Source organism: Mycobacterium uberis (genome assembly GCF_003408705.1).
GTDB lineage: Bacteria > Actinomycetota > Actinomycetes > Mycobacteriales > Mycobacteriaceae > Mycobacterium > Mycobacterium uberis.
Genome location: NZ_QAYL01000047.1, coordinates 1 through 1513 on the forward strand (window position 1 = coordinate 1; position 1513 = coordinate 1513).

General features: G+C 57.7%; 1 protein-coding gene. It reads left to right on the top strand.

Features of this window, described 5'->3' with window-relative positions; translation table 11 throughout:
* Positions 1-126 precede the first annotated feature (126 nt).
* Entirely contained in the window at positions 127-1356 is a 1230-nt protein-coding gene (locus tag MUBE_RS14425) for an alpha/beta hydrolase (RefSeq protein ID WP_116541064.1), read from the top strand.
* The last annotated feature ends 157 nt before the right edge of the window (positions 1357-1513 follow it).

Below are 1513 nucleotides of genomic sequence, written 5' to 3' on the forward strand. Positions count from 1 at the left end.
GGCCAGCAATCGACATACTGCCTCACCCGACCCACCAAGGCCACAGCACAATGTAACAACACGAAGTAACTGCAACTACAAACTTCAAGGATTGCCGTGTCGAGATTGGTAGCCGTGTTGGCGTCTATGCTGGGGATCGCGTTCACTGCCAATGGTTATCGGCCGTTGACCAGGCATGGTTACGGCTCGGTGTACGCGTTCGGTTCTGGCCTGCTCGCTTCGGAACTTCCTGCTCAGGTGTTCGGCGTCCAGCTAGCGACGCTGATGGTGGTATCGCGCCGGCTGTCAACGCGTATACGTCGATTTAGCTGGCTGACGTCGGCACTGTCTTGGCTGGGGCTATGGGGTCTGTGTCGCATCGGACACAGGGCCAACGAGCCGTTGGCGGCGGCATTGGACGTGGGATTGGGCTCCGGACGTCTTACTGAGGTGGGTGATTTGTGGACTCGGCCCGCACCCGGTGGCGCCACTGCGAAGAAACCCGGTGTTGCGCGAATGTTACGTATCTATCGCGACTACGTGCATGACACCGACGTCAGTTACGGGCAGTGCGGCTCCAGGAACCATCTCGACATCTGGCGACGTCCCGACCTTGACCGTGACGGAAGGGCTCCGGTGCTATTGCAGGTTCCCGGAGGTGCCTGGATGGTCGGAAACAAACGTGGACAAGCACACCCGCTGATGAGTCATTTGACCGAACTGGGTTGGGTTTGCGTGGCGATCAACTACCGACTTAGCCCGCGGTCCACCTGGCCAGATCAGATCATCGACGTCAAGCGTGCGATCGTGTGGACCAAGGAGCGCATTGCCGAGTACGGCGGTGACCCGGACTGGATTGTGATCACCGGTGGCTCGGCCGGTGGGCATCTGTGTTCTCTTGCTGCGCTAACCCCCAACGACCCTCAGTTTCAGCCGGGTTTCGAAACGGCCGACACTCGTGTGCAAGCGGCTGTCCCATTCTACGGTGTTTATGATTTCACCGGTCCGATCAACTCGATGCATCCGATGATGCTGCCGATGGTGCAGAAGTACGTGTTCAAGCGGAAGCGCAGCGATCATCCGCATGATTTTCGCTTTGCATCGCCGATCGCTCACATCGGTCAAGACGCACCGGCGTTTTTTGTTCTACACGGCCGCAACGACTCATTGGTCCCGGTCGAGCAAGCGCGCAGCTTTACCGCGCGACTACGCAAAATTAGCCGCCAGCCTGTGGTCTACGCCGAATTACCTTGTGCTCAACATGCTTTCGATATTTTCGGGTCAGTCCGGGCAGCGCATGCCGCAGTCGCCGTCGAGCAGTTCCTTGCCGAGATATATGCCTCACGTCCGCCCTTCGTCGAAGTTAAAACTCGCTAGTGTTGTGTTGTTGGTTGGTGGTGTTGAAGCGAGGTTTTGGTCTGTTCTTATCTGGGGAGAGTCTAGCCAGTGTGACCATGGTGATGTCGTGATGCAAGACCGTCGCCCCTTACGGTACATGCGCTAGCCTTCACCTCATTTTGATGAAGACCAGCGC

Coding starts and splice junctions, on each gene's coding strand:
- MUBE_RS14425 (WP_116541064.1), top strand. CDS start 127: ATGCTGGGGATCGCGTTCACTGCCAATGGTTATCGGCCGTTGACCAGG.